We start from the raw sequence: 21,286 nt of genomic DNA on the forward strand, positions 1-21,286 counted from the left end.
TATATAATAAGTGATGATGAATAATGCACTTTCGGACATTTTTCACAATCAAACCTCACGTACCCGTGAACGGTTAAGCTTTTGTGAAGCCAACATTAAAGATCTTAATGAATGGGTCACTACCCTTTCTATTATGCAATTGGGTGATACTTCAAAAGCGCTATTTACCGCAATTTTGGAGTTAAATGAATTAAATTGCAGTGAAACGCTCCGCTTTGACTTAATTCAAACGCTTCACCCAACCATTAATAATGTTTTGGCAAGCTTAGAAAAGAACTTCTTTAACCAAGGGGTGATTAGTACCGACCGTAACGAGCATATTATTGAGCTGGCAATGCTGCTGCGTTGTTATTTTGCCAGCATTTATTTAAATATTGCACAGACCAGCCACGAGCAGCTACAAAGACAAAAGTTCTCTTTATTTTCTTTTAAACAAAAGAAAAACTTACAAACCGCGCGTATTTTGGCGACATTCCATGCATTGCAGCAACTCACCAACCTTTTATACCAACAGCATATGCTCTACAGCGAACCTGTAAAAGGCCAATGGTTAATTGCTCATCAACTTTATGAAACAGCCGTTCAGTATAAATATCATTTAACCAATATTAATCATATTCAAGGTGTACAGCACCCTTTAGCAAATATTACACAGGCATATGCTCAGCTGATTTTATTAGATATTTTTAATACCAATCAGATTCGTCAATCAGAAATTCAGGCTTTGTTTCAATGTAGTTTTGACTGGGCACGCATGATTCAAATCTTGCCTAAAGACTCTGCTTTAACTAAATATGTAGTCGATCCGACTAAAGACCATCCGCCTGTATATAACAAAAAGCAAAGCTCAAATTTCAACCCAAGCATTTTCATTAGTACACAAGCCTTGCTTGAGCATGTGACTGCCACCATGCATAAAAATGCTCAATACATGTCTAAAAATGAAAAGATTTATTTGAGTCCAGCACTAAAATTTCACGTTCAAACCATTTTGGGTACCACAGCACAGCGCCGTCATGAACGTTATGAATACAATGCTGCATTACAAATCTGTTTTGGCTTAAGTACTGCTCATTTTTATTTATCTAAAGCAAAAAACTTTGAAGAAACGCTACAGCTTAACAATAACTATAATCTACAAAGTGAATCGAAAGTTTTATCAAACTTAGAAAAAAAAGAGCAACAGACCAGCTCGTATCAGCGCTTGAGTCGTGAGAGCAAGACGATTTACCAAACTACAGTGCTTGATATTAGTGTTAATGGCTACCGTATTAAATGGTCTGGTGAAGCCCCTAAAAACTTAAGAACTGGCGAATATATTTTAGTCAAAGAAACGCTGCATGGTCAGTGGCGTGGCGGTGTGATCCGTTGGATTAAACAATCGACTGAAAAAAGTCTGGAGCTGGGTTTAGAAATTCTTTCGCAAGCCATGTTCCCTTGTGCCGTACATATTCAGGCAGAGCGCCATACTCGTAATTACCACCCTGCACTATTACTACAAACTCAAAACCTAGAAGAAATACAAAACACGCTTATTTTACCGGGGTCTCAAATTTTTAGAGAGCAACAAACAATTTATTTACGATTGGGGACAGAAGAAATCAAAGTGTATCTACTCAAAGCACAACTCATTACTCAAAGTTTTATTCAATTTCAATTTGAACTTTTGAATGAGCAGCAACAACACCTGCTTGATCAGTTCATGCTGAAAAAGAATAGTAACGCGAATAACCAAGATTTATGGGAAGCATTAAAGTGAGAAACTCTTTACTATCTAAAAAGTTAAAACGTACTGAAATACGTTTACTCATTATTGATGATAACCAGTTACGTTATAACCAAATTTTAACTTTATTATCGGGGAATGATTATCAAGTTAATGCCTTATTACTTGATGATTTAAAAAGTTTTGAAAAGCAGTTAAATACATCGTGGGATGTCATTATTTTTGGCCGTGCGTATGATTTGAAAATTGAACAAACTCTCTCCCTTGTTCAAGCCTCAGAACAGCCGCAGCTTCCAATTTTACTTTTACAACCAGATGACTACCAATCATCGCAATATCAAAACTATATTCAAAAAGGTATTTATGATGTAGTTCCATTAGAACCTTTGGACTATTTCTATATTACGCTTGTTCGAGCGCTGTCATATAGCCGCCTTTTACAGAAAGAACAGCGCCTTTTGGCTGAGCTTGATACCATTCATACACATACGCAAACACTGGTCGATAGCAGCCATAAAGCGGTCGCTATTTTTCAAGAAGGTATACATATTAAGGCAAATACCGAATATTTGAATCTTTTTGGTTTCCAGCAAGAAGAAGATATTATTGGTTTGCCGATTTTAGATGTCTTACAACCTAACGATTTAAATATTTTTAAACAACGTTTTAAGAAAATTTCTTTAGGCCAGTTTGATCAAGCACGTTTCGAAATTCAAAGTCAGCATCAAGCTATTTCTGGTAATAATGCTTTAAAACTGGAATTTATTCCGAGCCAAGAAGAAGATGCTGTACAACTGACCATCGACTATCAAGTTGATTTAAAAACACCAGCAAATACAGCACTAACCGAGAAAACGACTGGATTAAGTGCAGCTTGGCCACAGATTAATCGTCATTTATCGACCCACCCTGCCCAAGCAAATGCTCTGGTTCTATTTAGACTTGCACAGTGTCCAGAACGACTTTTTCAACAAGGTTGGCAAACTTTAGGACTTTATTTCAATCAGCTACATGGTTTTTTAAAAGACCATGCTCAGATGCCGATTTTCCAAGTCGACTTGGGCAGTTATGTCGGGATTTTACAAGCTGAAAATAGTACGGTTTTAAATTCTCAGTTGACGAGTTTACAAACTTTGCAAAAAGAACACTTGTTAAAAGTGAATGAGCAAAACTTTTCGGTACAGTTAAAACTTGGCTATGCTCCGCTTAACCAACCATTAACTGAAACTACATTTAGCTCATTACTTAATGAAGCTGAAAAGCAGAACCTACCTCAAGTTACTCCTCAGCTTGAAATAACGCCTATTGTAGAAAAACCAGTTTCGCCGAGCATTGAAGCTGTTCCTCTTGATTTAACGATTGAGCACTTTGAGGTGACTTCGCAGTCTTCTTTGCTACAGCAATTAAGACAAAAATTAGCTAAAGGTGAGATACATCTTAAGTATCAGCAAATTTACGATAAACATGATGAAGAAACTCATAACTATGAAGTGACGAGTGGCTTTATTGCAGATGAACAATGGCATGATTTAAATGACTTAGCTGAATTAAAAGAAGATGCTGAACTATCAATTCAACTAGATCGCTGGATATTAGTAGAAGCCTGTAAACAGCTTCATAATTTCATTGCTCAGTATCCTAAAGCAAGGCTCATTATTAACCTTAATATTGATATTTTGCTGAAAGATAAAACCTTCCCTGAGCTGATTTCCAAACTGCTTACTATCATTGGTAGTAAACTTGAATGCCCTTTGATTTTGCAATTTTCGGAACAAGCTCTTCAGCACTACCTTCCAACAGTTCAACCGCTGATTGGTCGTTTACGTCAACATGGTGCAGAAGTTTCAATCCGAGACTTTGCTTCTTCTATATATAGCGATTCAATTTTACAGCAGCTTGATATCCAGCTTGTAAAACTGCAGTCTAGCAAAACTGATCTATTAAGCTCAGACCAAGGACTCAATAGCTTGCAAGAAAAAGTATTGAACTATTTGACTGTAAAACCAATTGGAATTTTATTAGCTAACTTAAATGATATGAATCTGTTTGCCAATGCATGGAATGTGGAAACACGTTTCTTACAAGGTGATTATTTTCAGAAGAAGCTTGATCGTTTAACAGATGTGCAAGACCAGTAATGGTCTTGGACGCTAAAAACAAAAAACGGGCATAAGCCCGTTTTTTGTTTCGTTTTGAAGTATTAACGCTTGATAGAGCGAGACATACCAGCAAAACGTTGTTTGAATTTGTCGATACGACCACCAGTGTCTACATTCTTTTGTTTACCAGTGTAGAAAGGGTGGCAAGCTGAACATACGTCAAGGTAAATAGTTTCTTTACCTAAAGCAGAACGAGTTTCGATTACGTTACCGCATGAGCAAGTTGCAACTAATTTTTCATATTTTGGGTGAATATCGGCGCGCATCGTCGATTACTCCTAATTGAAGAAAGGCTTAAGCTGTCATCGCAATTGATCACTCTCAATTAAATTGAGGAAAGCTTTTACAAGCAGATCAACACCACAACAGACCATTCTTTTGGCCCACCGAAACCTCTAGGGTTAGAGCTAAGCACAACAAGTGGACAGTATTATACGCCATATAATTTTTTTTTGCGAATTAATCTTGGGATTTAGCCCAGTAATTTGCGATTACTCCACACACCATTAACTGTATTTGGTGAAATATCATAATTGGCAATACAATCATTCCTAAAGGCTGACCAATAAATAAGATTTGTGCCATTGGTACACCACTTGCCAAGGTCTTTTTTGAGCCGCAAAAGAAAACAGTAATCTGATCGGCACGACTAAAACCAAAAGCACGCGGTAAATACAGGGCAAGCAACATAATAATAGTCAGTAATACAGAGCAAGCGAGCGCCAAAAGAAGTAAGGTTTTCCAGTTTACTTGATGCCAAAGTCCAGCAACCACCGCCCCACTAAATGCGCCATACACCACCATCAAAATTGAGCCTTGATCGAACGCTTTTACAATACTTGGTACTTTTGCCATATATGGAAAAACATAAGGACGAAGCAATTGCCCTAAAACAAATGGTACCAATAACAACAGCGTAATTTCTATAATAGATGATGTTGGATCAAAGCCATGCTGACTTTGTCCTAAAATAAAGAAACTCACTAAAACTGGTGTAATGAACATGCCAACCAAGTTTGAAAAAGATGCACTACATACCGCCCCTGCTACATTTCCTTTTGCCACTGAAGTAAATGCAATAGAGGACTGAACAGTAGAGGGCAAGAAGCACATAAACAAAAAGCCCCAATAGAGCTGCTGTCCTAATAAGGGCAAAAGAATAGGTTTAGCCAATAAACCAAGGGCAGGAAAAATAAAGAACGTAATTGCAAATACCAGCAAGTGCATTTTCCAATGCAAAATACCTTCAATGACTGCCTCACGAGATAACTTAGCACCGTGCAGGAAAAATAAAATTGCAATCGCGACTGTAGTTAGTGTATTGAAATACTGCGCAGCTTGACCACTGACTGGAAAAAATGTTGCTAGTAGCACCATACCAACTAACAAAATTGTAAATCGATCAAGTGCCAAGAACTTCAGCATGTTCACATCCTATGATTATTTTAGACAAATAAAAACCCAGTTGATAAATTGACCATTTGGTCAAGCCTTCATCATACTGGGCTATAAAAATAAAGCTAGGCTTTTAAGACCTAAATCTTAAAGCGCCTGAGTCAATTACTTAATTATTTCTAGCGTTTGCATCTTGCTGAATGAGTTCGATTTTGTAGCCATCTGGATCTTCAACAAACGCAATCACTGTTACACCGCCCTTCATTGGGCCTGCTTCACGCACAACTTTACCACCACGTGCTTTAATTTCTTCACATGCTTTGTAAGCGTCTTCGACACCAATTGCGATGTGACCATAGGCATTGCCTAAATCATAACTTGATGTATCCCAGTTATGCGTAAGTTCAAGCACGGTATTATTTTCTTCATCGCCATAACCAACAAATGCTAGTGTAAAACGACCTTCTTCATAATCACGCTTACGAAGTAACTTCATCCCTAATACTTCGGTATAGAACTTTAAAGATTGTTCTAAATTGCCTACTCGCAACATTGTATGAAGCATTCGCATGTTTATTCACCTGCCTTTTCTGTTTCATGTGTTTGATGATCTTTGAGTAGTTTTCCAACCCAAACCACTAAAATTAAGATTGGAATCCCGATCAATGTGGTCATCAAAAAGAAGTTTGGATACCCAATATTACTCACTATGGTACCTGAATATCCACCTAAAAGTTTTGGTGTAAGGGTCATGAGTGAACTAAAGATCGCATATTGAACAGCGGTAAATGACACACTGGTTAGACTCGAAAGGAATGCAATAAATGCTGCACCCGCGAGGCCCGAAGCCATATTATCCACAACAATTGCAAAGTAGAGCCACAGCGAACTATAAGGCTTAATGACTTTACCGCTAATCTCGACCTCTTTACCTGACTGAGTATCAATATATGGTAGAGGGTCAATATTTACATCTAATTCAGCTTTGGGTACAGAATTTGAAGCAACGTTATAATGATGGGAAACTGATAATACTTTTTGATTTCCTTCGACAACTGAAGCAGTAATTTGTTTGCTTGGTGATGACAGTAATTTTTGCATATCAATTGCAGCGTTAAATACACCTTTTTGATCTGTCATTTTTGCATCAAAATTCTGTCCATCAAGATTCAACACAATCTTTTGGTTAGGCGATAAAGCTTTACCAAAATACTGACCACGAACAACCACACTGCCTTCAGAAGATTTAGCAGTGATTTGGTCACTTCCCATTAAAGGTAAAATCTGTAGGGGTACATGTTCAGCATGCGTTGTTACTAAAGGTTGAACTCGGACTATGGTCTCTGCTTGTTGACCTTGCAAAGCATAGCCAGCTTTTACATCAACTTGTTTTGTTCCTTCAAAAGTGGAACTCGGGACTTTAATCTTCCAATAACCTACTTCATCTGGCTGAGCTTTATAATGTTTGTCTCCCACTTGAACATCCACCATATCAAGGGGTTTGCCAGATTTCACTAAACCAATGAAAATGAGGTTAGTAGAGCTTGCCAATACAGCACCCACAAACATCAGTTTCATGATGTTCATACGCTGTGCTAATAAGCCTCCTAAGAAGCCTCCAACCAAGCTAAAGATCACACCATAAACTTTTACAGCTTCAGCAATTTGTTCTTTGCTAAAGTTTAGATCTTGATAAAAGACATTTGAGATCACACCGGCAATGATGTCTGAAATACGGAAAAAGCCAATCAAAAATAGAAGCACTAACGCGAGTTTGACACCATAACGTTTAAAGAAATCCAGAATTGGAGCAATCCAAGTTTCTTTTGCCATTTGCTGGTTGACCACACCCATCTTAACTAACACATAACCAACTAAAATGGCAGAACCTGTTGCTGTTAAGAATCTTAAAGCTTCTAAACCAAATAAAGCTGCACTATCTTGAATATTGCCAGCTTTGGAAATTGCCTCGGTAATTTGACCTGAGTAAATATAAGTTATGACAAACGAAATGACCGCTATAAAGAAGACTAAAACCAGACGGTAATAATCAGTAGTTTTATAGTTTTTATATACGCGATTAACCTTAGGTTCACGAACAAGCAAGGTTGTAACAATACCGACCAACATGACTGCTGCCATGGTTAAATAGGTCGTTTTCCATGCCTCGTAAATATAGTTGCCTTTAGCTGTTCCTAAATGTGCTGCTAAAAATAATGCACCCGCACCCGCTACAATCATACCAATACGGTAGCCAGCATTATAAGTCGACGCCAACACCGTCTGCATTTCAGTTTCAGCTAATTCGATACGATAAGCATCAATTACGATATCTTGCGTTGCTGCCGAGAAGCCAAGCAACACTGCACCGGCTGCCATTTGAACCAAATAGCTATGGCCTAAAGCTGGGTCGGCAAAAGCCATGGTACAAATCGCAAGCACAATTAAACACTGAGCAATAAGCAGCCAAGCACGTCTTCGACCCAAAGCCTTGGTCAAGACCGGTACTGGCAATTCATCAATGAGAGGTGCCCAAACAAACTTAAAGGAATATCCCAAAGCTGCCCAACTAAAAAAAGTGACTGCACTTTTATCAATGCCCGCTTCACCTAGCCATAAAGAAAGACTAGAGAAAATTAGTAAAATAGGTATTCCGGCAGAAAAACCCAGAAATAGCATAATTAATGCACGACGGTCTAAAAATGCTTTAAACGCCGAGACCCAACCAGAGGTTTGTGTGGTCATTCGTTTTTTATTTTCCATAAATTATAAATGCGTCTATTCAATCGCTTCTTACAATTGCTTTCAAGATTCTTTCTGCAATCAAGTTTTGTTTTGGTGATAAAAGCAGCAAGTTTGCTTGATATTTTATGCTAAACCTGTATACCTTTAATCTTCAACCTTCGTTTTCTTTTGCTGGATATCAACAGTGACACAAAAACTTGATCAAGTGACAACTTCAACTTTATCACTCGCTAAAACAAACACCACAAACGTCACAATAAATGCATTTCCTTCAGCTTTTGAGCAACCTGATATAAAAATGACTTTGGATAAAACAGCCTTAAAACCCGAACAACTTACACATATTCCAGATTTTGAAAATATTCCAGCCTCAACAAAACGTATAAAACCGCTTAATAACTTTTTAGGACAAGATCGTGCCAAAGCTTCAGTAGAAGCTGGCATTTCTTTACCCTACTCTGGTTATAACATTTTTGCAGTAGGAACGGCAGGTTTGGGTAAACGCACCATGATTAAGCGTTTACTACAACAACATGCCAAAACAATGCCTACTCCAGATGATTGGGTATATGTTTATAACTTTAAGCAAGCGCGTCAGCCAATTGCGCTACGCTTCCCTGCTGGGCAAGGTACCAAGTTTCAACATACTCTTCATCAAACTTGGCAAATTATTTTAAAACAGCTTGAACGCCGTTTTAGTGCCGAGACTTATCATAACCGTATTGAGCGAATTCGTCAGGAAACTGGAGATGAGCAGCAAGAAGCGCTTGTTGAGTTAACAAAAGAAGGCGAAGAGCTCGATTTAAAATTAATTTCTCGAAATGAGAAGCATGGTTTTGTGCCTGTCCAAGTAAAAAATGATCAGGTTCAAGAACTGACCCAAGCAGAAATTGATGCTTTAAATAGTAAACAGCGTGCTGAAATCGCGGCGAATATTCGCTATATGGATAAAAAGCTTGAGCGTCTTGGTTTGCATTTAGGCGATTTAGAAGACGATGCACGAGACAAAGTCTCTGTTTTAAATCGAGACATCGCGACTCAAGTGGTCATGCCACGAATAGATTTAATTTTAAATAAGTATGGTCAAGTTAAAGGGCTTGAAGATTATTTAAAACAATATGCGCAAGATGTAATTGACAATGTTGAACTCATTTTAGAGCAAGAAGAAGATGACTTTGCTCCTGCTATGTTCAATCGTGTACCAGCACGTTATCAAGCAAATGTAATTGTTTCAAATAAACCAAACAGCGGTGCACCGGTTATCTTTGAAGATTTTCCAACCCACTACAACTTGCTTGGTCATGTAGAACAGCTTACGCACAACGGTACAATTACCACAGATTTCACTCTCATTCGCCCAGGTGCTCTACATCAAGCGAATGGTGGTTTTTTAATGCTTGAAGCCGAGCAATTACTCGAACAGCCTTATGCATGGCAGGGTTTAAAGCGTGCTTTAAAATCAGGTCAACTCAAACTCTCTTCTCTTGAACACATGTTGACGTTAACAGGCTCTATCTCGATAGAACCTGCTGCAGTTCCACTTGATATTAAAGTGGTTCTTATGGCAGAACCTGAGATTTATTATGAAATCTTAGAAGTAGAACCAGAGCTTGGTAGTGTATTTAAAATTCGTGCAGATTTTACCGATACATTACAGCGTAATGACGAAAATGAACAAGCTTACATGCAGCTAATTGCTGACTATGTACAAGCAGATAAACTACTTCCATTTGATCGTAGTGCCTTAGCAGCTTTACTTACCGACTCAAGCCGTCAGGCGGAAGACCAAAGCTCACTATCATTACATGCTTCAACTTTGGGTGACCTCATTCGTGAAGCACATCATCATGCATTTAAAGCCAATGAAAAGATTGTAACTGACCAACACATTAATCTTGCATTACAACATAGACAATATCGCTTAGGCTATTTAAGAGAACTTTACTGGCAGGATCTATCGCGTGGAACTCAGTTAATCGAAACTTCGGGCCACCGTTTAGGTCAAATCAATGCCCTCTCCGTTATTCACTATGCAGATGTTGAGTTTGGTTTACCTTCACGTTTGACTGCCTCAGTTTATCAAGGTGGCGGTGATATTCTTGATATTGAACGTAGCGTAGAACTTGGTGGTTCACTCCATGCCAAAGGCGTGTTGCTCATGTCTAGCTTCTTAAAAGCTCACTTCGGCCGTGAACAGATTTTACACTTCTCTGCTGCGCTTGCATTTGAACAAAGCTATGGGCAAGTCGACGGTGACAGTGCAACGGTTGCCGAGCTTTCTGCACTAATTTCTGCAATTAGCCAAATACCAATTGATCAATCATGGGCAATTACTGGTTCTATGAATCAGTTAGGCCAAGTTCAACCGATTGGTGGTGTAAATGCAAAAATTGAAGGCTTCTATGATGCTTGTAAATTACAAGGTTTAACTGGCAAACAGGGTGTCATTATCCCACGTCAAAACATGCAACATTTGATGTTACGCCAAGATGTAATTGATGCAGTAAAAGTTGGTCAGTTCCATATTCATGCGATTGATACGATTGACCAAGCACTTGAAATTTTAATGGCTCGTCCAGTCGGTACACTCGATAAAAAAGGCAAGTACAGTAAGCACTCTATTTATGCGGCTGTAATGGAGCAACTTGAATATTGGCAAGCCATCGAAGATGGTGCAGAAATTGAAGAGGAACCAAAGAAGAAAAAGAAAAACAAGAAAAAAATCAAAAAACATGAAGAGCTCACAGCTGATGATCTTCCGCAAGAGACTCAAGAAGAAGTTGCGACTCTGAAGCAAAAATAGCACTAAGTAAAAAAGGGCTTGTAATCACAAGCCCTTTTTTATGAATAAGGTAAAATTAGCGAACAATTTGCATGGCCCTTCCGCCAGCCAATTGACTAAAGTACTGTTTAAGCGCTTCAACACAACGCTGAATCTTCATTGGCTGTTGATCGTGCTTGGCGATCTCTGCATATAAAGTGAAAGCTGGGAGTTTCCAATCTGGAAGAATTTCAATTAAAGAACCAGCCTTCAACTCTTTTTGAGCATCTAAATATAAAATTCTAGCAATACCATGTCCTTGCTGACATAAGGCTTTAGCAACTTGCAAATTATTACTTTGCAAACGGCTTACCATCTCAATATTTAATTTTTCACCTGTTTTAGCATGCTGGAAGTTAAAAGTGCGTGATTCATTCATTGCATTGATAGAAAGCAACTCATGGTTGTTTAAATCGTTTGGATGCAAAATCGGGCTTGATTGATTGAGATAGCTGGGAGAGGCTACCAAAATCTGATCGACAAAAGCCATAGGAACTACAGAACTACTCTCTTCTACTGGCGTAGAGCTCATACGTACTGCAATATCAATTCGCTCTTCAATTAAGTCGATATAACGATGCCCCACTTCAAAATGAACAGATAAACCGCGATGGGCAGACATCCAGTGAGATAAAGCAGGAATAATGTGCTGAACTGCTAAGTCAGGGGTTGTTGCAATACGCAAATCACCAATCAAATCATCTCGCAATTCATTGATTCTGATTTTGCCTCTTTCTGCTGCTGCCAACATTTCTTGGCAACTTGAGAAAAAAGCCTGTCCAGCCTCTGTCAAACTAAGTTTTCGAGTAGAACGGTGTAATAAAATTACATCCATTTCATTTTCAAGAGAACGTATTTGCTGACTGACAGCACTTGTTGTAATGCCTAATTCACGTGCCGCACCACTAAATGAACTTTTTTCAACCACACAAGCAAAAACACCCATCGCACGAAGCTGATCTAACATAGGTTTCCTCAAATCTAATTCTAAATTTATAAAAAATGCTTATTGTTGTAATGAAAGCAACCAATTACATTATACGAGGAAACCTATATTTATTGCATTAGCTAATTTGGTAAAAGATTTGCCGGATTGATTGGTTTACCGTCAAGGCGAATTTGGAACTCAAGCATGACACGAGAAGCCCCTGAAGACCCCATTTCAGCAATCTTTTGGCCTGCGGTTACATTGTCTCCACTCTTCACCATCATCTTGCTATTGTGGGCATACGCACTGATATAGCCATCAATATGTTTGATTAAAACGAGATTACCATATTCTTTTAAACCATCGGCTGCGTATACAACTTGACCGTCAGCTGCCGCATAAATAGGATCACCTTGGTTACCACCGTAACGAATTCCTTTGACATTATTCGCCAAATTAAATCCTTGGATAACCGGACCATTATTTGGTTTCACCCAACGCAAGCTTGAACTTGGAATTGAAGCCCCTACGCTAGTATTGGTTGTTGGTGCAACTGTTCTTGGCGGCGGTGTAGTAACCGTTGTTGTTGGTGGAGTTGTGGTTGTCGGTAATGCAATTGTTTGGCGCTTAATCGGCTCTTGTTGCGCCATGACTTGTGTCGACACGGTTTTTGGTGAAGAAGCTTTTTTCAATCGTAATGATTGATTAACATAAATACGATATGGCGGAGCAATATCATTCATCTCTGCAATACTGAGATAGTCCAAACCATAACGCATTGCAATGCCACTTAAAGTATCACCTGAACGAACGGTGTAATAGTTAGGAGCCATTGAATAGCGAGAACTATTATTAATTTGTGGTTTAGAAGCACATCCTGCCATTGCAACAGTAAAACCTACAGCTACAGACAACATCATAATTTTCATTATATTGTCTCTTTGAATATGCGATCTGCTTTGTTGCCCAGTTAAATGCATCGATCTCCCTCACTAAATGCTACAAATCATTTCGGCTAAGAGTACCAAAAAAGTAAGAGGAAACATGTTCCTCTTTTTCTATATTCACAAAGTTATAACATTCGGGCCAAATTATTGACCCAAGCTTGCCTGCAAATCCTCTAAAACCGCATAGTTTGTTGCATCCATCTGAATTGGGGTCACACTCACAAAACCGTTTGCAACCGCAAAAAAGTCAGATTGAATCTGGCTAGCAATACGCTGCGGATCCGTAACTGCTTCACCTGCCAGACCAATCCAGTAAACCTGTCTTCCTCTTGGGTCGACATGACTTGTGATGGGTTTAGACTGAGCACGGCGTCCTTGATAGGTAATTTGTGTACCTTTCAACTGAGGTACATCCGGAATATTAATATTAAAAATATGTCGAGGTGGTAGCGCAGGTAAACCTTTGGCAATAAAGTCATGTACCCATTTGGCTGCTTGCGCATAATCATCTTTATGGTTATATGAACGCACATCAGAACCCGCTAAAGAAACCGCAATTGCAGGCTGTTTCATTAAGCGTCCTTCAAATGCAGCGCCGACTGTTCCCGAATACAGAACATCATCACCTAAGTTTGCACCACTGTTGATTCCACTAACTACCAAGTCAAATTCGAAATCAAACAATCCATTCATAGATAAATAGACGCAATCGGCTGGCGTTCCATTTACAGCCCATACATCTTCAGCAATTTGAATAGGACGTAAAGGGCGATCTAACGTTAACGCGCTCGAAAATCCACTTCTTTCACTTTCTGGAGCAACTACTACAACACGGCCTAATGGTTTTAACGCTTCAGCTAAAGCCTGTATACCTGGTGCAAATACACCGTCATCATTCGCAATTAGAATATTCACAAAAAATCTTTCTCGACAAATAAACCCGAAGGTTTTCTCAATTGAATTATTTGTTGAATTATATATATTTATGCCTCCATAGCATTATAAAATTGTGAAAAAATGAAAACTTTCGCTCCTTTTTTTCAAGTATTGGGGATCAGTATCACATTGTGTACGCAAACGGTTTTTGCTGATGAGGGTATCTCGACACAAGAAGCTGATAGCTTAATTAAAGATGACATTGCATCTACTCAAGTTTTACAAGAAATTTGCCCTAGTTTTGTTGGCGCAAATAAAAATCTTGAAACGAATACTAAAAAGATTATTGCAATGTACCTTGGTGGTTATTCCAATAAGTCAATTACCTTTTCTGCCCTACAAAATGATGCAGAATACAAGACACTTTTAAGTGAAGCTCGCCAAGCGGCAAAAGAAATGGATCACCATGAGCAACACGAACTTTGTCAGGAAGTGGTAAATTACAAAGATTAAGTTTATTTGACTCAATACGCTTTTCTTTGAAGGGTTTTCTGTTTATGTAAAGCAGAAAACCTACATAACAATACATTTTTTCCATTTTTTTAGCGTTTAAATTGTTTAAGCTATCGGCATATTTCAAATTTTTGTTTCAGGTTATCCATGTTTATGAAAAAAAGCTTAGTTCAATCACTTTCTGTTGTTTTACTCATGACAATGGCAACAGTGGGTTATGCTGCTGACAAGAAAAAAACAGCTGAAAAGAAAACTGAAAATGAAAATGTTGTTGAAGTTACGCCGACCAAAGGGACTACACCCGAAGAATTAGCAGCAATTCAAGTACTTTCTGAAATTTGTCCAAGTTTAATTGGCAAAAAAGATGCTGAATTTGCCCAAGGTTATGAGCGCCTTGTGAAAGATTATTTACCAAATGAAGCAGACCCAGTTGCAGCTTTAGAAAAACGTAGCAAAGACAAAAGTTTCAAGAAAGTCTTAAAAGAAGCACGTAATGATGCAAAAGCTGCTGGTAACGAGCAAAACAAGTTAGTTTGTCAAGACGTAAAAGCTTATCAATCGCAAAACTAAATTAGTTAAAAACTCTCTAGTTACAATACTGTTTGAAAAAGCCGACTTCCCCCATAGAAGTCGGCTTTGCTTTGTCCTAAAATGCTAGGCTCTTCTGCTTCACACAAGATATTGGAATTACCTAGAATGACTCGAAAAAGCGCTATTGCTGCACTCCTCCTCTTACCAAGTTTTTCTTATGCAGCAACTGTCTTATCAGCTCCGCCAGAATTAAATAATAAGTCTTATGTATTAATGGATTACGAGACAGGACAGATTCTCGCTTCTAAAAATGAAAATGAAAAGCTTGCGCCTGCTTCTATGACTAAAATGATGACAAGCTACATCATTGAACAAAAACTATTAAAAGGTGAGCTTACCGAGAATGAAAAGGTTCGTATGAACGAATCTGCTTGGTGTAAAGGAAGCAGCGCTGAATCATGTATGTATGTACCATTAAATGGTACTGCAACAGTTTTAGAAATGCTTCGAGGTATTATCATTCAGTCTGGTAATGATGCGTCAAAAGCAATGGCTGAACATATTGCTGGAAATGAAGGTACTTTTGCTCACCTCATGAATCAGGAAGCAAAACGTATTGGTATGACAAATACCCAGTTTATGAACTCTACGGGCTTACCTGCAGAAGGTCATTATTCAACTGCAAAAGATATGGCTGTTCTAGCTCAACATATTATTAAAGACAGCTCAAGATACTACCCAATTTACTCTGAGAAAGAATTTACATTTAACGGTATCAAGCAAGGTAACCGTAATGCGTTACTTTATACTGACCCAAGTGTTGACGGTTTAAAAACAGGCCACACAGATGAAGCTGGTTACTGCTTAACAACTTCAAGTAAACGTGGCCCAATGCGCTTAATCTCAGTTATTTTTGGTACTGACAGCGTTAATGAACGTGCTAACCAAACACGCGCGTTGTTGTCTTGGGGCTTTGCGAACTTTGAAACTGCAAATGTTCAACCTGCAAACCAAGTTCTTGCCAAAGCTAAAGTATGGTTCGGTAAAGAAAATGAAGTTCAAATTGGTTTAGCAGAGAACTTCAATGTCACTATGCCAAAAGGCAAAGCAGGTGGTATAAAAACTCAATTGGTTGTTCAACCAAATTTAAATGCCCCTCTTCAAAAAGGCCAAGTGGTAGGTAAACTTGTTGCAAGTTTAGATGGCAAAGTTATTGCTGAAAAACCTCTTGTTGCATTAAAACCAGTTGAAGAAGCAGGCTTCTTTGCACGCATGATCGACCATATCAAACAATTCTTTAGTAACTTATTCTAATTTTAGAATAGTTCAGTTAAGCACTCATGCTATTAGCTTGAGTGCTTTTTTATTTTATACTTCTATTAAATTTTATTTTGATGCTTCTCATGACAAAAAACATCCGTCCTTATTTAGATCATCATCCACAAATTGATCCAAGTTGTTACATTGATGAAATGTCCGTGGTTGTCGGTGATGTTAAATTGGCCGAAAATGTTTCGGTATGGCCTTTTGCAGTCATTCGCGGAGATGTAAATAGTATTCAAATTGGTAAAAATAGTAATGTACAAGACCATTGTATGTTACATGTCAGCCATAAAAATGATGCAAAACCGAATGGTTCGCCTCTTATTATTGGTGAAGACGTAACAGTAGGTCATCATGTGACTTTACATGGCTGTACGATTGGCAACCGCGTACTAGTCGGGATCAATACCGTCATTTTAGATGATGTCGTTATTGAAGATGATGTAATGATTGGTGCGGGAAGTTTAGTTCCACCTCGTAAAGTCTTAAAAAGTGGTTATCTCTACGTTGGAAGTCCAGTACAGCAAGTACGTCCTCTAACTGAAAAAGAATTGGCATTTTTACCTTATTCAGCAAGACATTATGTAAAAGTGCAAAATAACCATAAAGATAACCAAACCAATTAATACATACTCAATTTTTTCAAACGATAGAGCTTTTATAGTTCTCTATCGTTTGTAAGATCACCGTAGCCAAAAACCCCTAAATTTCGTATCATACGACTTTTAAATTCATGGTGCTTTTTTATGGCCGCATGGACTCCTCATGTCACTGTCGCTACAGTCGTAGAAAAAGATGGACGCTATCTTTTTGTCGAAGAACATAGCGAAGGTTTTGTACACACTGTGTTTAATCAACCTGCTGGTCATGTGGAATGTGGTGAAACGCTAATAGAAGCTGCTATTCGTGAAACACTTGAAGAAACGGGTCATCATGTTGATATAGATGCCTTACTTGGTATTTATACATATACTCCGCCTATGTTTCCGGATCGTACTTACTATCGCTTCTGCTTTTTAGCACATGTCACTCATGTCGAAAGCGACCCAAAACTTGATACAGGTATTGTTTCTGCTGTCTGGATGACTCTAGATGAGCTTCAAGAATCTGCCCGCGCTCGTAGTCCTCTGGTCATTAAAGCGATTGAAGATGCCATAAAAGGTCACCATTATCCTTTAGCTCTTATTTATGAGCACCCTTTCTCTCCCTCATTAACTTCTCATTTGGATGCCTAGTCCTATGCAACAACGTGTCATCGTCGGTATGTCTGGTGGCGTAGATTCATCTGTTTCTGCGGCACTCTTACTTCAACAGGGTTATCAAGTTGAAGGTCTCTTCATGAAAAACTGGGAGGAAGATGACGGCACGGAATACTGTACAGCAATGGAAGATTTAGCCGATGCTCAAGCAGTAGCAGATAAAATCGGTATTAAACTTCACACTGCAAACTTTGCGATGGAATATTGGGATCGTGTATTTGAACACTTCTTGGCTGAATATGCAGCTGGCCGCACTCCAAACCCAGATATCTTATGTAATAAAGAAATTAAGTTCCGTGCGTTTTTAGACCACGCCATGACTTTAGGTGCCGACTTTATTGCAACAGGTCACTATGCTCGTCGTGCTGAAACTGCATACAACTCTAAAGGTGAAGCATATGCACCTTTATTACGTGGTTTAGATAATAATAAAGATCAAACTTATTTCTTGCATGCAGTACATGGCCGCGAAATTAATAAAACGCTCTTCCCTGTTGGCGAAATTGAAAAACCGGAAGTTCGTAGAATTGCCGAAGAGCTGGACTTAGCAACTGCGAAGAAAAAAGATTCAACTGGTATATGTTTTATCGGTGAACGCCGTTTTAATGACTTCCTTAAACAATATTTACCCGCTCAACCAGGTAAAATTGTGCTGGATAATGGTAAAGAAGTTGGTGAACATCACGGTCTGATGTACTATACGCTCGGTCAGCGTGGTGGTATTGGTCTGGGCGGTATGAAAGGTGCAGCTGAAGGTGCATGGTTTGTACTTCATAAAGACGTTGCCAATAACCGTTTAGTTGTAGGCCAAGGACATGAACATCCACTTATGCAAAGTACGCAGCTTTGGAGTGAGTCTATTGACTGGGTAGCTGGTGAACAACATATTCCGGCTGAAGGATTACGTTGTACCGCTAAAACACGCTATCGCCAGCCTGATCAAGCTTGCACAGTGTTTATTGATGAAAATAGTGAGCATGGTGTTCGTGTTGAATTTGATGAACCTCAACGCGCAGTTACACCAGGTCAAAGTGTTGTATTTTATTCAGATGAAGTTTGCCTAGGCGGGGGTGTGATTCACCATACAAATGCCCCTACACCAAATTTTATTTAAGGGAATGAATGGCATGGTGGAGTTACCCTTTCAACAATCACAAGCCTTGAATGTTCGCCAAAACCGTGCCCTTGCCTTGGCGGGGGTATTTCAAGCGACCCAGCTTACGCATATGACCGCTATGACAGGTCAACAAAGTATTGGTGAAAGTGGTAACTTCTATTTTGAATTATTAATAAAGGCGAGTTTAAATATTCGCCCTACAACAAATAATAATACCGTTCAGACATTAGATTTTTTTAATCAATTGGCTGATATTTCTCTAGGTCTTAAAACTCTTGAGAATTGTATTACCCAGCCTTTTACCAATGCGCCCAAATCTCGTTTGCCTAAAATGCGTAGTGCAAAACTTCCTATGTCTTACGCGATGTCACTTTTGCAGCTAGAAAAGAAGGTCTATAGCAATCCTGAATATGTGGCCATTATTGAAAAAGCACAGCAGAAGATTTTAAAACAGCTTTCTTTTTTCGATAATAACTATTTACACCCCAGCATTTTAGCCAATTTGGCACAAACCTATGTTGATACTGCCGGGCAAATTAATCCACGCATTCTTGTTCGTGGTAATGCTGAGGCATTTAAAGATACCAACCATACCAACCGTATTCGTGCTTGTCTGTTTACAGGGCTACAAATGGCTCATTTATGGCGACAACTCGGCGGTAGTTCATGGAACATGATTTTTAGCAAACGTAAATTGCTACAGGATATTCAAGCTCTTGCTCGCTTACAGTACCAAGTTATCTAAGGCTGTAACGAGATTATTTTTGTTTTATGTTTATTCCAGCATTAAGGAATCGTTATGAACGCTTTAACCGCACTATCACCATTAGATGGACGTTATGCCAGCAAATGTGATGCGCTACGCCCTTTTCTTTCTGAGTTTGGTTTAATTCATGCTCGTGTCACTGTAGAAGTGCGTTGGTTACAAGCGCTTTCTAACCGTCCAGAAATTATTGAAGTTGCTCCTTTCTCAGCTGAAACAAATGCAGCTCTAGATGCAATCGTAAGCAACTTCTCTGAAGAAGATGCGAATCGCATTAAAGAAATTGAACGTACAACTAACCATGACGTAAAAGCCGTTGAATATTTCTTGAAAGAGAAAATTGCTGGTATTGCTGAATTACAAAATGCGGGTGAGTTCATTCACTTTGCTTGTACATCAGAGGACATCAACAACTTGTCTCATGCACTTATGCTTAAAAACGGTCGTGAAGTTTTAGTATCAAGCATGAAGCAAATTTTAAATGCAATTTCTGCTTTAGCAACGACTCATGCTGAACAACCGATGTTGTCTCGTACACATGGTCAAACTGCTAGCCCAACAACTTTGGGTAAAGAAATGGCGAACGTTGCATATCGTTTAGCTCGCCAAATCAAGCAATTTGAAAATGTTGAGTTACTCGGCAAAATCAATGGTGCAGTAGGTAACTACAATGCTCACCTTTCTGCTTACCCAGATGTTGATTGGCCAGCCCATTCACAAGCTTTCGTTGAATCTTTAGGTTTAACATTTAACCCATACACAACTCAAATTGAGCCACATGACTACATGGCTGAATTATTTGATGCATTACGTCGTTACAATACAATTTTGATCGACTTTAACCGTGACGTATGGGGCTATATCTCTTTAGGTTACTTCAAACAAAAACTTAAAGAAGGTGAAGTTGGTTCTTCAACTATGCCACACAAAGTTAACCCGATTGACTTTGAAAACTCTGAAGGTAACTTAGGCATTGCAAATGCTGTGTTGGCTCACTTAGGCGAAAAATTACCAATTTCTCGCTGGCAGCGTGACTTAACTGACTCAACTGTACTTCGTAACATGGGTGTTGGTTTTGCTCAAAGCTTAATTGCTTTTGATGCTTGCTTAAAAGGTATTGGCAAACTTGAATTGAATGCAAACCGCTTGAATGAAGATCTTGACCAAGCTCAAGAAGTTCTTGCAGAGCCAATTCAAACAGTTATGCGTCGTTATAACGTTGAAAAACCATATGAAAAGTTAAAAGCTTTAACTCGTGGTCAAGCAATGACTCGCGACATGATGGTTGATTTCGTAAATGGTAATGAACTTGCTCAAGTACCAAGCGAAGAGCGCGCTCGTTTAGCTAAGCTTACACCTGCAACTTACACAGGTAATGCAGCTGAACAAGCAAAACAAATTAACGATTTAATTAGCAAAATCTAATTAAAAAAATTTGATAAAAGCGAAGCTTAGGCTTCGCTTTTTTATTACACTCATATTCATCAAAAGAAATCTTATTTAGAAAATGATCGAAAAAAAATTTAAGCTTAAACATTATATTGCGCTTAGTCTGCTTTTCATTGCCATTATCATTTCAGGTATACAGCCTCTTGAGTTTGAAGCTTATTTACTTCATCAGGCTGGAACTGTTTTGATGCTGATTCTACTTTTTATTATTTTTAAAAAAATTGGTCTCGATTTTTTAAGTTTTTGTTTTTATTTACTGTTTCTTTTAATCCACGTAATTGGTGCTCATTATCTCTATTCATACGTTCCATACAATGACTGGATTCAGCACATCTTTCATTTTAATTTAGATGAGTACATGGGCTGGTCTCGTAATATGTATGATCGACTTGTCCACTTTTCATATGGTGCTTTGCTCTACCCTCTTATCTATCGTGTTTTCCAAGTATGGTTGCCGACCGCACGTCCTTTTTCTCTATTTTTGCTTGTAGTCCAATTCGTGATGGCGTCTAGTGTTTTTTATGAACTGATCGAATGGGCAATTGCAATTGGCTTATCACCTGAACAAGCTGAAAATTATAATGGGCAACAAGGCGACATGTGGGATGCTCATAAAGACATGTTACTCGCCACAATTGGATCAATTGTTTATGGAGTTATTACTCTTATAACAACACCGAAAATCAAAAATTAGCCATAAATAAAAAGCGCTCATTGAGCGCTTTTATATTTTA

At 38.6% G+C, this 21,286-nt stretch carries 19 protein-coding genes; 12 read left to right on the top strand and 7 right to left on the bottom strand.

The window, feature by feature from the left end:
* Positions 1–13: 13 nt before the first annotated feature.
* Entirely contained in the window at positions 14–1,759 is a 1,746-nt protein-coding gene (locus HMPREF0014_RS15835) for a hypothetical protein (RefSeq protein ID WP_004886019.1), read from the top strand.
* Positions 1,756–3,864 (top strand): EAL domain-containing protein, encoded by a 2,109-nt coding sequence (locus HMPREF0014_RS15840; RefSeq protein WP_004886007.1) that lies wholly within the window; start codon positions 1,756–1,758, stop codon positions 3,862–3,864. Before HMPREF0014_RS15835 ends, HMPREF0014_RS15840 begins: the two co-directional genes overlap by 4 nt.
* A 62-nt stretch (positions 3,865–3,926) precedes the next feature.
* On the opposite strand, the gene rpmE is transcribed toward HMPREF0014_RS15840, so the two are convergent.
* The 4 genes from rpmE to HMPREF0014_RS15860 form a co-directional block, all read right to left on the bottom strand.
* Entirely contained in the window at positions 3,927–4,151 is a 225-nt protein-coding gene (gene rpmE, locus HMPREF0014_RS15845; protein ID WP_001200845.1) for a 50S ribosomal protein L31, read from the bottom strand.
* A 193-nt stretch (positions 4,152–4,344) separates the two neighbouring features.
* Positions 4,345–5,316 carry a bile acid:sodium symporter family protein gene (locus HMPREF0014_RS15850; protein WP_006580654.1) on the bottom strand — a complete coding sequence of 324 codons (972 nt, stop codon included), beginning with the start codon at positions 5,314–5,316 and terminating at the stop codon, positions 4,345–4,347.
* A gap of 133 nt (positions 5,317–5,449) precedes the next feature.
* Positions 5,450–5,851, bottom strand: coding sequence for a lactoylglutathione lyase (gloA, locus tag HMPREF0014_RS15855; RefSeq protein ID WP_002052709.1), 402 nt, complete (start codon positions 5,849–5,851; stop codon positions 5,450–5,452).
* 2 nt (positions 5,852–5,853) lie between these two features.
* Positions 5,854–8,043 (bottom strand): MFS transporter, encoded by a 2,190-nt coding sequence (locus HMPREF0014_RS15860; protein ID WP_004886006.1) that lies wholly within the window; start codon positions 8,041–8,043, stop codon positions 5,854–5,856.
* A 166-nt stretch (positions 8,044–8,209) separates the two neighbouring features.
* Here HMPREF0014_RS15860 and HMPREF0014_RS15865 point away from each other — a divergent pair, with 166 nt between their 5' ends.
* Positions 8,210–10,828, top strand: a complete 2,619-nt coding sequence (locus HMPREF0014_RS15865) for an ATP-binding protein (protein WP_004707676.1) — start codon at positions 8,210–8,212, stop codon at positions 10,826–10,828.
* Between the two features lie 55 nt (positions 10,829–10,883).
* Here the strand turns inward: HMPREF0014_RS15865 and HMPREF0014_RS15870 are convergent, their stop codons facing one another.
* The 3 genes from HMPREF0014_RS15870 to surE form a co-directional block, all read right to left on the bottom strand.
* Positions 10,884–11,813: a LysR family transcriptional regulator gene (locus tag HMPREF0014_RS15870; RefSeq protein WP_002052792.1), complete on the bottom strand. Its 930-nt coding sequence runs from the start codon at positions 11,811–11,813 to the stop codon at positions 10,884–10,886.
* Positions 11,814–11,914: 101 nt separating this feature from the next.
* Positions 11,915–12,754 carry a peptidoglycan DD-metalloendopeptidase family protein gene (locus tag HMPREF0014_RS15875; protein ID WP_004886005.1) on the bottom strand — a complete coding sequence of 280 codons (840 nt, stop codon included), beginning with the start codon at positions 12,752–12,754 and terminating at the stop codon, positions 11,915–11,917.
* Positions 12,755–12,865: 111 nt separating this feature from the next.
* Complete coding sequence (gene surE, locus HMPREF0014_RS15880; RefSeq protein WP_002052561.1) at positions 12,866–13,636, bottom strand: 5'/3'-nucleotidase SurE; 771 nt, start codon at positions 13,634–13,636, stop codon at positions 12,866–12,868.
* A gap of 102 nt (positions 13,637–13,738) precedes the next feature.
* Here surE and HMPREF0014_RS15885 point away from each other — a divergent pair, with 102 nt between their 5' ends.
* From HMPREF0014_RS15885 to HMPREF0014_RS15925, 9 genes are all read left to right on the top strand, one after another.
* Entirely contained in the window at positions 13,739–14,110 is a 372-nt protein-coding gene (locus tag HMPREF0014_RS15885) for a hypothetical protein (protein WP_004886002.1), read from the top strand.
* A gap of 147 nt (positions 14,111–14,257) precedes the next feature.
* Positions 14,258–14,680 carry a hypothetical protein gene (locus tag HMPREF0014_RS15890; protein WP_002052886.1) on the top strand — a complete coding sequence of 141 codons (423 nt, stop codon included), beginning with the start codon at positions 14,258–14,260 and terminating at the stop codon, positions 14,678–14,680.
* A 126-nt stretch (positions 14,681–14,806) separates the two neighbouring features.
* Positions 14,807–15,955: a D-alanyl-D-alanine carboxypeptidase PBP5/6 gene (dacC, locus tag HMPREF0014_RS15895; protein WP_002052555.1), complete on the top strand. Its 1,149-nt coding sequence runs from the start codon at positions 14,807–14,809 to the stop codon at positions 15,953–15,955.
* A gap of 89 nt (positions 15,956–16,044) precedes the next feature.
* The gene (locus HMPREF0014_RS15900; RefSeq protein WP_004707665.1) at positions 16,045–16,590 is read left to right on the top strand and encodes a gamma carbonic anhydrase family protein; all 546 of its coding nucleotides are present in this window, start codon (positions 16,045–16,047) and stop codon (positions 16,588–16,590) included.
* A 120-nt stretch (positions 16,591–16,710) separates the two neighbouring features.
* Positions 16,711–17,199: an NUDIX hydrolase gene (locus HMPREF0014_RS15905; RefSeq protein WP_004707663.1), complete on the top strand. Its 489-nt coding sequence runs from the start codon at positions 16,711–16,713 to the stop codon at positions 17,197–17,199.
* Positions 17,200–17,203: 4 nt separating this feature from the next.
* Positions 17,204–18,337 carry a tRNA 2-thiouridine(34) synthase MnmA gene (mnmA, locus tag HMPREF0014_RS15910; RefSeq protein ID WP_002052965.1) on the top strand — a complete coding sequence of 378 codons (1,134 nt, stop codon included), beginning with the start codon at positions 17,204–17,206 and terminating at the stop codon, positions 18,335–18,337.
* A 13-nt stretch (positions 18,338–18,350) separates the two neighbouring features.
* Entirely contained in the window at positions 18,351–19,085 is a 735-nt protein-coding gene (gene hflD / locus HMPREF0014_RS15915) for a high frequency lysogenization protein HflD (RefSeq protein WP_000229973.1), read from the top strand.
* Between the two features lie 54 nt (positions 19,086–19,139).
* On the top strand, positions 19,140–20,528 hold the full coding sequence (purB, locus tag HMPREF0014_RS15920; protein WP_004885998.1) for an adenylosuccinate lyase: 1,389 nt from the start codon (positions 19,140–19,142) through the stop codon (positions 20,526–20,528).
* Between the two features lie 82 nt (positions 20,529–20,610).
* Complete coding sequence (locus HMPREF0014_RS15925) at positions 20,611–21,246, top strand: DUF2238 domain-containing protein (protein WP_004885995.1); 636 nt, start codon at positions 20,611–20,613, stop codon at positions 21,244–21,246.
* Positions 21,247–21,286: the final 40 nt, after the last annotated feature.

The sequence above is a fragment of the Acinetobacter sp. RUH 2624 genome (assembly GCF_000162375.2).
In the GTDB taxonomy this organism is placed as follows: domain Bacteria; phylum Pseudomonadota; class Gammaproteobacteria; order Pseudomonadales; family Moraxellaceae; genus Acinetobacter; species Acinetobacter nosocomialis.

Coding starts and splice junctions, on each gene's coding strand:
- HMPREF0014_RS15905 (WP_004707663.1), top strand. CDS start 16,711: ATGGCCGCATGGACTCCTCATGTCACTGTCGCTACAGTCGTAGAAAAA.
- gloA (WP_002052709.1), bottom strand. CDS start 5,851: ATGCGAATGCTTCATACAATGTTGCGAGTAGGCAATTTAGAACAATCT.
- purB (WP_004885998.1), top strand. CDS start 19,140: ATGAACGCTTTAACCGCACTATCACCATTAGATGGACGTTATGCCAGC.
- HMPREF0014_RS15885 (WP_004886002.1), top strand. CDS start 13,739: ATGAAAACTTTCGCTCCTTTTTTTCAAGTATTGGGGATCAGTATCACA.
- HMPREF0014_RS15875 (WP_004886005.1), bottom strand. CDS start 12,754: ATGCATTTAACTGGGCAACAAAGCAGATCGCATATTCAAAGAGACAAT.
- HMPREF0014_RS15900 (WP_004707665.1), top strand. CDS start 16,045: ATGACAAAAAACATCCGTCCTTATTTAGATCATCATCCACAAATTGAT.
- hflD (WP_000229973.1), top strand. CDS start 18,351: ATGGTGGAGTTACCCTTTCAACAATCACAAGCCTTGAATGTTCGCCAA.
- dacC (WP_002052555.1), top strand. CDS start 14,807: ATGACTCGAAAAAGCGCTATTGCTGCACTCCTCCTCTTACCAAGTTTT.
- HMPREF0014_RS15890 (WP_002052886.1), top strand. CDS start 14,258: ATGTTTATGAAAAAAAGCTTAGTTCAATCACTTTCTGTTGTTTTACTC.
- HMPREF0014_RS15860 (WP_004886006.1), bottom strand. CDS start 8,043: ATGGAAAATAAAAAACGAATGACCACACAAACCTCTGGTTGGGTCTCG.
- mnmA (WP_002052965.1), top strand. CDS start 17,204: ATGCAACAACGTGTCATCGTCGGTATGTCTGGTGGCGTAGATTCATCT.
- HMPREF0014_RS15870 (WP_002052792.1), bottom strand. CDS start 11,813: ATGTTAGATCAGCTTCGTGCGATGGGTGTTTTTGCTTGTGTGGTTGAA.
- HMPREF0014_RS15835 (WP_004886019.1), top strand. CDS start 14: ATGATGAATAATGCACTTTCGGACATTTTTCACAATCAAACCTCACGT.
- HMPREF0014_RS15925 (WP_004885995.1), top strand. CDS start 20,611: ATGATCGAAAAAAAATTTAAGCTTAAACATTATATTGCGCTTAGTCTG.
- rpmE (WP_001200845.1), bottom strand. CDS start 4,151: ATGCGCGCCGATATTCACCCAAAATATGAAAAATTAGTTGCAACTTGC.